This is a genomic window from Hominisplanchenecus sp. (assembly GCF_046967715.1).
GTDB lineage: Bacteria > Bacillota > Clostridia > Lachnospirales > Lachnospiraceae > Hominisplanchenecus > Hominisplanchenecus faecis.
In genome coordinates, this window is record NZ_JBKVNQ010000030.1 from 26,018 (window position 1) to 32,703 (window position 6,686).

General features: G+C 43.1%; 6 protein-coding genes. 1 reads left to right on the plus strand and 5 read right to left on the minus strand.

Annotated features, from left to right (window positions below; genetic code table 11):
- Positions 1–112: 112 nt before the first annotated feature.
- From ACLTL4_RS06125 to ACLTL4_RS06135, 3 genes are all read right to left on the minus strand, one after another.
- Positions 113–1,024, minus strand: a complete 912-nt coding sequence (locus ACLTL4_RS06125; RefSeq protein WP_022118670.1) for a hypothetical protein — start codon at positions 1,022–1,024, stop codon at positions 113–115.
- Between the two features lie 91 nt (positions 1,025–1,115).
- Positions 1,116–2,432: a PLP-dependent aminotransferase family protein gene (locus ACLTL4_RS06130; protein ID WP_412291136.1), complete on the minus strand. Its 1,317-nt coding sequence runs from the start codon at positions 2,430–2,432 to the stop codon at positions 1,116–1,118.
- A 91-nt stretch (positions 2,433–2,523) separates the two neighbouring features.
- Positions 2,524–3,027 carry an HdeD family acid-resistance protein gene (locus ACLTL4_RS06135; RefSeq protein WP_022118668.1) on the minus strand — a complete coding sequence of 168 codons (504 nt, stop codon included), beginning with the start codon at positions 3,025–3,027 and terminating at the stop codon, positions 2,524–2,526.
- Positions 3,028–3,254: 227 nt separating this feature from the next.
- Between ACLTL4_RS06135 and ACLTL4_RS06140 the strand changes: the two genes are divergently transcribed.
- Positions 3,255–3,476, plus strand: coding sequence for a hypothetical protein (locus ACLTL4_RS06140; protein ID WP_178089328.1), 222 nt, complete (start codon positions 3,255–3,257; stop codon positions 3,474–3,476).
- A 615-nt stretch (positions 3,477–4,091) separates the two neighbouring features.
- Here ACLTL4_RS06140 and ACLTL4_RS06145 read toward each other — a convergent pair.
- The gene (locus ACLTL4_RS06145) at positions 4,092–5,429 is read right to left on the minus strand and encodes an MATE family efflux transporter (RefSeq protein ID WP_412320330.1); all 1,338 of its coding nucleotides are present in this window, start codon (positions 5,427–5,429) and stop codon (positions 4,092–4,094) included.
- Positions 5,430–6,130: 701 nt separating this feature from the next.
- Positions 6,131–6,559, minus strand: coding sequence for a type III toxin-antitoxin system CptIN family toxin (gene cptIN / locus ACLTL4_RS06150; protein ID WP_173737715.1), 429 nt, complete (start codon positions 6,557–6,559; stop codon positions 6,131–6,133).
- Positions 6,560–6,686: the final 127 nt, after the last annotated feature.

The window sequence follows — 6,686 nt, forward strand, 5'->3', positions numbered from 1 at the left end:
TCCGTTTACTGTATCTTATGAAGGGATTTTTGTAACTATTCAGGTAAAGCGGACATTCACAATCCGCTTCGCTACTTGCTCAGCTCTGCTGCCAGAAACACAAAAACATGCTTCAGGATTTTTCCACAGCTGCTTCCGCTTCCATGGTTTCAAGCGTTTCTTTGATTTCTCTTTCTTTTTCAGCTTCTGTCACTTCTTCGACCACATCGGTTTCCTCTGTGCCTGTCTGTGTCTCATTTTCCTGTGCAGTCTCCGCTTTTTCTTCCTGTGGTTTCACAACCTCTTTTGTTTCGTTTTCTTTGCGAAGTTCTACTTTTGCTTTTTCTGCGGTTTCCTGTGCAGCTGCAGCTTCTTCCACAACCGTTTCTCTGACCGGCTCCTGCTCCGGATGCTGCATTCTCTGCGGATCACTCCACACACGCTCCCATGGATTTGGCATACGCTCACCGTTCATATGGATCCCCATGCTCTGTGCATACGGATACGGCATTCCACGATAGAATCTTTTTTCTTCATCAGAAGCACTCTTCATCAGTTTGCGGCCTGCCCATAAAACAAATACAGCAACAACAGCAACCGGAATCTTTGCGATCACAGCACCCGGCAGACTGGTCGGCCCGTAGATGATGTCCGCAAAATATTTGACAACACTCCAGATCATGCACGCCGCCACGATATACAGAACCGTTCCCATGGCCTTTTTACCATCCCGTCTGCTGATGCTGTCCTTTAAGCCTTCGCTCCAGTCCATCCAGTCATCGCCCCAGAGATAATGATCCTCCAATTTTTTAAACGCTTCTGCGTCCATCGAATTCTTGTTGGTTGCATCGAAAAAGCTGTACAGCAGAATGATCGGTGCAAAGAAAAGCAGCGGCTTGATATCCAGCCAGATACCCACTGCACATAACGTTGCAAAGATTGTCATTAAAGACAATCCCTGCTTCATAAATCCCATATACATCTGTCCTGCTCCCGGGATCAGAGAAAACAAAAACATCAATATTTTATTCTTTTGTCTCGCCATTTTCTTTTCCTTTCATAATGTTTTCGCATCACCACATCTGCATGCGAAACGGTATTTCCATCGAAAGCATTTTTAAATCTCATTGCAAAATTCAGAAACACTGCTTCAGCAGTTGTAACGCCTCTGAAAACTTCTCCACCGGAACTGCTGCACAGGAAAGAGCAAGACGGATCCCTTGCTCACTTTCATCCGCAGATAAAAAAGAAAAACCTTTTTCTTCTGCTCTGTACAGAACTTCCCGCAGATTTCCTGCTCCGAAAATTTCCAGAAGGCTTACAAATCCGGTCTCCCCGGCCGTAACTTTTGCCTCTTCTACAAAAATCCTTTTCGCTTCACTGCACAAAATTTTTGTTTTCGCCAAATAGTGTTTCCTGGATTTGCGAATCTGACTTTCCAGATGACCATCCCGGATAAACTGACACAATGCGATCTGTTCCGTTTTGGATGCCGTCTGATTATAAAAATCTCTGCGTCTCTGATATTTTTCCAGAAGATCCGGCGGAAGCACCATAAAACTTAAGCGGATCGACGGCAGCAAAAGCCTGGAAAATGTTCCGAGATAAATGACTCCGTTTCCGCCCGCCAGACCCTGAATGGACGGCGATGGATGATGATAATAACAGAATTCACTGTTGTAGTCATCCTCGATCAGCAAAATATTTTTTTCAGATGCTTCACGCAGTATCTTCATCCGCTCTCCGACCGAAAGAACATCGCCCCAGGCAGTCGCCTGCGAAGGTGACACATAGCAGACATCCGGCTGCTCCTGTTTTCGATCGCACAGTTCAAAACCATGATCCTCAAAAACGGCACGCCCCTGCCGAAATCCCGGATTATAAAACGCAATTTTTTTGCGTCCCTCAATCAACGGACACAGAATGTGAAGCAGGCTCTGAACACCCGCTCCGATCACAATATGTTCCGGCGTACAAACCACATTTCGGTTGTTTTGCAAATATCTGCACAGAACCTCCCGCAGATCGTATTCTCCCTGCGGTTCTCCATAAGAGAGCAGACGCTCATCCTGCCGCAGTGCACTTTTGATATACCGCCTCCACAGTTCAAACCGGAAGGTTTCTCTGTCAACACTTGCAGACGCAAAATTGTAAAGCACCGGCTTCTTTTCTTTTTGATCGGCACTTTTCTGAAATTCTGCCGTTTTTCGCGTCCTGCCGATGTCCGTCACATAAAATCCGCTCTGCGGCCTGGAAATAATATAGCCCTCTGCCGCAAGCACCATGTATGCCGTCTCCACCGTTGTCCGGCTCATCTGCAATTCTGCCGCACACCGCCGGATCGACGGCAGCCTGCTTCCAGGTGCAAGCTGTTGCGACAGAATAAGTTGTTTGTAATAATTATATACCCGCATATAGCGGTGAACAGACTGATTGTCAAGTTCCGGTTTCATAGATCACACTCCTGGAATTTCAAAAATGTCAAAGTTAAATGTCTTTTCTTACAAGAAAAAACCGACTTTTGAACCTTTTTACCCTGACATCTTACAAAACGATAAGCAAAAATAACAAATCCAGTGCCCCGTCGATCAGCAGGCAGGCTCCGAAGAATACCATCGTCATCTTCACAGCCCCGAATGGGTTGAAAAGCAAAGCTACACCAACGATCATCAAAAGAATCCCGATCGTCAGAAGCTTGCCCCAGCCGATTGCATCCAACACACGCAGATCCAGTGCTCTCTGGATTTTGCTGATACCATCCAGCATCAGTACCACGCCAAGCAGAAACGGCAAAAACGATACCACCGTCTGCGGCGTGATCAGACAGAACACGCCAAGTGCAATAAAGATCACACCGAGGATCAGTTCGCCCTTTGCCTTACCTTTCCGGCACTGGAGCACATGCAGAAGTCCGTATGCCGCCGCAATCACGCCGCAGCCATAACAGATCGCCCGCACACTGGTATCAGGCTTCAGCACCAGAAACAGTCCCAGAAGGATATAGCCTGCTGCCTGAAGAATCTGTATTGCTTTTATCTTACTTCCCATAAAAACACTCCTTCCCTTTTTTCATAAAAATCACTATGAAAACAGTCTACCACGAAGCGGAGCCGGATACAATGTACCATTTGGAAGATTTGTCCAGGTTCTTATTGTTTATGTTGACTTTAATTGTATTTTAAAAATATTTTAAAATAATGAGAGTTATGCGTTAATATTATTTTCAAGCATATCTTTCTGAATTTCTTCGTGCAAATAAATCGGAGGTGATCTCGATGAGTATATTCGAATACGACAAAGAAGAGGAAGAACGAAAACTCAGAAAAGCAGAATATGAGGCTGGTGTTGCCGATGGATTTAACGACGGCATCAATACTGCAAAAAAAGATACCGCTATTACTCTTACAGAACTTCATATGCCGATTGAACAAATTGCCCTTGCATTGAAAGTAGATGTGGAAACAGTAAAAGAACGGCTTCGTTCGACAGGTAAATAAAAATTGACCGAGCTCTTTAGAGCGAGGGATGCTTCTTGTCCGAAGGGCAAGAAGATGGGCATTAAGAAAACTTATATGTAAATAGTACGCCATGATGATTCGAAAACAATCTCCTGACACGCTGCGTTTCCTGTTCGGTTCGCTCGCCGGTTAGCCGCCCTTCGCCTAAACTCGCCTCTTCGAGGCTCAGACAGCGGCTCCTTGGGGCGGCAACATCGCAAACCTCACGACGGAAGCCTTGCTACCGTCAGAGCGATTTGTTTTCGGATTCATCATGGCTGTATTATTTTACGCACTATTTTTTAAGATACCGTTCGTTTGCACATTGCCAAAAGCTCCTGGTTTGACCGTCGTCTCTTAAGCGGAACTATACTTACGTCCATCTTCCCAGACAAACGCTGTAGGGATCAATTCTCCTTCCCGGCTGAATACCGCCAGGACATCTACATACACTTTAGCTGTCATTACAAAACACCTGCTCTCCACTACTTCTTCCAGATGTTTGTCATTCGGAAAAGTGCATTTTTTCATATAATACTCTCTGATTGCCTGAAACATCCATTCCGCAATCTTTTCCTTCTGCTGTTCTGTATTACACACATTGTTTTTGAAAGTTTACCGTCGTTTTCTTGTGATCCATAAAAATGTACAGGTAAAAATAATTCCCTTTACAATTGAGGTTGAAGAAATAGCCCACCATATTCCATCCAGACCCATAATACCTCCAAGAATGATCGACAGCGGAATTCTTGCACTGGTAAAAGCTATACTGATGATACTGCAAAGTCGGGTTCTGCCGAGCCCTGATAATGCACCGACTGTCGTCAGTTCCACACACATAAAAGCTTCACTGAAACCTATGATGATCAGATATTCAACTGATGTTGCGATTGCTTTGGGTTCATGAAAAAAGATTCTGGCAATCGGTTCCGGAATACATATAAATACAGCTGAGATCAACAGTCCCCAGATACCAACCGTCCACAAAGAAGCCTTATATCCTTTTTTGACACGGTCATTTTTGCCCGCACCATAGTTCTGTGCGATAAAGGCATTTAATGCCGCTGCAAAACCGTCTGCAGTATTCCATGATATCGATTCAATCTGACCTCCGACTCTCTGCGTTGCAACAGCTTCTGCACCATACCCGGAGATCATACGTGTCAGCACCATGGAGATTGCACAATATGCCATTCCCTGTATTGCTGTCGGAATTCCGATCTTACAGATTCCCTGCAGATATTCCCGCGGGATTTTTGCCAAAAGCCTGGTTCCTTTTAGTACATTTTCTTTCTTTTGTATGACAATTCCGACTATCATGATACTCATAACGATCGCCTGTGCTGTCACTGTCGCAATTGCAGCTCCGACAACACCAAGCTTCGGAAACATCCCCACTCCAAGAATCAACACAGGATCCAGAACCATATTTGTGGCCAGGCCGACAAGATTCGCTATAAAAGGTGTCTTTGAATCTCCCTGTGCCGTATAAAGTCCAGTCAGTGTCAGCGTCATAAAAGAAAATACGATCAGCCCACAGGCAATCCTCGTATATGACATTGCCGCCGCATGAGCCTGTGCATCTGCAAGCTGAAAAAATCCTACCATCTGTCTGGTAAAAAGCAGCGAAAGAATTGCATATGCCATTCCCATAAATGCAGCAAGCTGTACTGCCGCCTGTGCAAATCCGTGTGCCCTTTCTCTGTCTCCACGTCCGATACACTGTGCCACATGCACCTGTCCACCCATTCTAGCCATAGCTGCAAGTCCCTGCGAAAGCCAGGTAAACATACCTCCAACACCTACACCTGCAACTGCCTTCGAACCAAGCAGACCAATCCAGGCCATGTCCGTGATGTTGTACAAAGTCCCCAGAAACGATGACGCCATGATCGGAACCGCAAGTTTCGTCAGCGTTTTTAGAATAGGATCTTTTGTTAAATTTCCCTCCATTTTCATTCCTCATCCATTTTTATTTTTTATTATCCACAAATCCTATTATACATGGTTTAACATAGATTTTCATCAGGAATTATCCATATATATCAAAAATCCTTTTGAAGAAATATTATTCTCCAAAAGGGCTTTCTGTCTGAATCTTTTTATAATTTTTCTCCGCAGGATTCAATGACTTTTTTGTATCAGTAAAAAGAATCTTTTCGAATTCTGGAAAAATCTACTGTACCATTCTTGAGAATTTCATCATCTTCCGGCATCGTCTCCAGATTTATTTCATTTTCTTCGAAAAATCTTGCAGTAAAGCCCGGATAATCCCCTCTGACATGTACATCTCCGGCAACAGAATTATGAATCTGTCCAAATTTCTGAGCATAAAAAACATCTTCTGAATGACAAGTATACTGAAATGTTTGAACTTCAGTATAAAAAAGATTTGGCTTCTTTTAATATCAACATAAAAAACGAGATTGAGGCGAACTATTAATTTTATATAGACATTTTATAGACGAAGAAAACAAAGAGCCGCTATCTAAGCGGCTCTTCGGCATTTTGTTACTATTCAAACTCGGGTGCGGGCGGAATAATCTAGGCACTTTTCAGTACACATTTGTGTTGTTTTGTATTCATATTCTCTGTATTTTATCTGATATTTTTCTCATACCAAATTATTAGAGCCAAAATAGAGCCATGAAACACTACTCTTTCTGCTTTAATTTCTCTAATATTGATAGCACATCCGGCTGTGTAGGCATAAACTTCACACCACGCTTTAACATTCCCAACACTTTTCTTGCTTTCTGCTCAATTACTTTTGCCGCATGTTCACTGGTCAACATCAAATGATTTCTGGCAATCGTATACTCACGTTCTATGTATTCCTCTGTAATCGGAAACATATCTTGTATTAAAAATACACTTTCTCGACTATCGTCCAATTTCACAATATGCAGAATATCACAAGGTTTTCCAACACCCACCTGTTCCTTTTTCTCTATTATTTTCCGAAATTTATCTATTCTGCTAGAAAGCGGTATCATCCAATAAATTCCCGTAACATTATCTTCAAAACAATAATAATGTGGTCTATTGCCTACCTTATTCCCCTTGAGATACGGATCAGGCAACTAAACTTGTTTGAGAACTCATAGTCTAACTCCTTCCCGGTATAAAAAGTTGAGTATTAAACTTTTCATACTATCTACTACAATATATTTATGGTTAATATCCCTTACAGCCAGTAAGGAATTATCC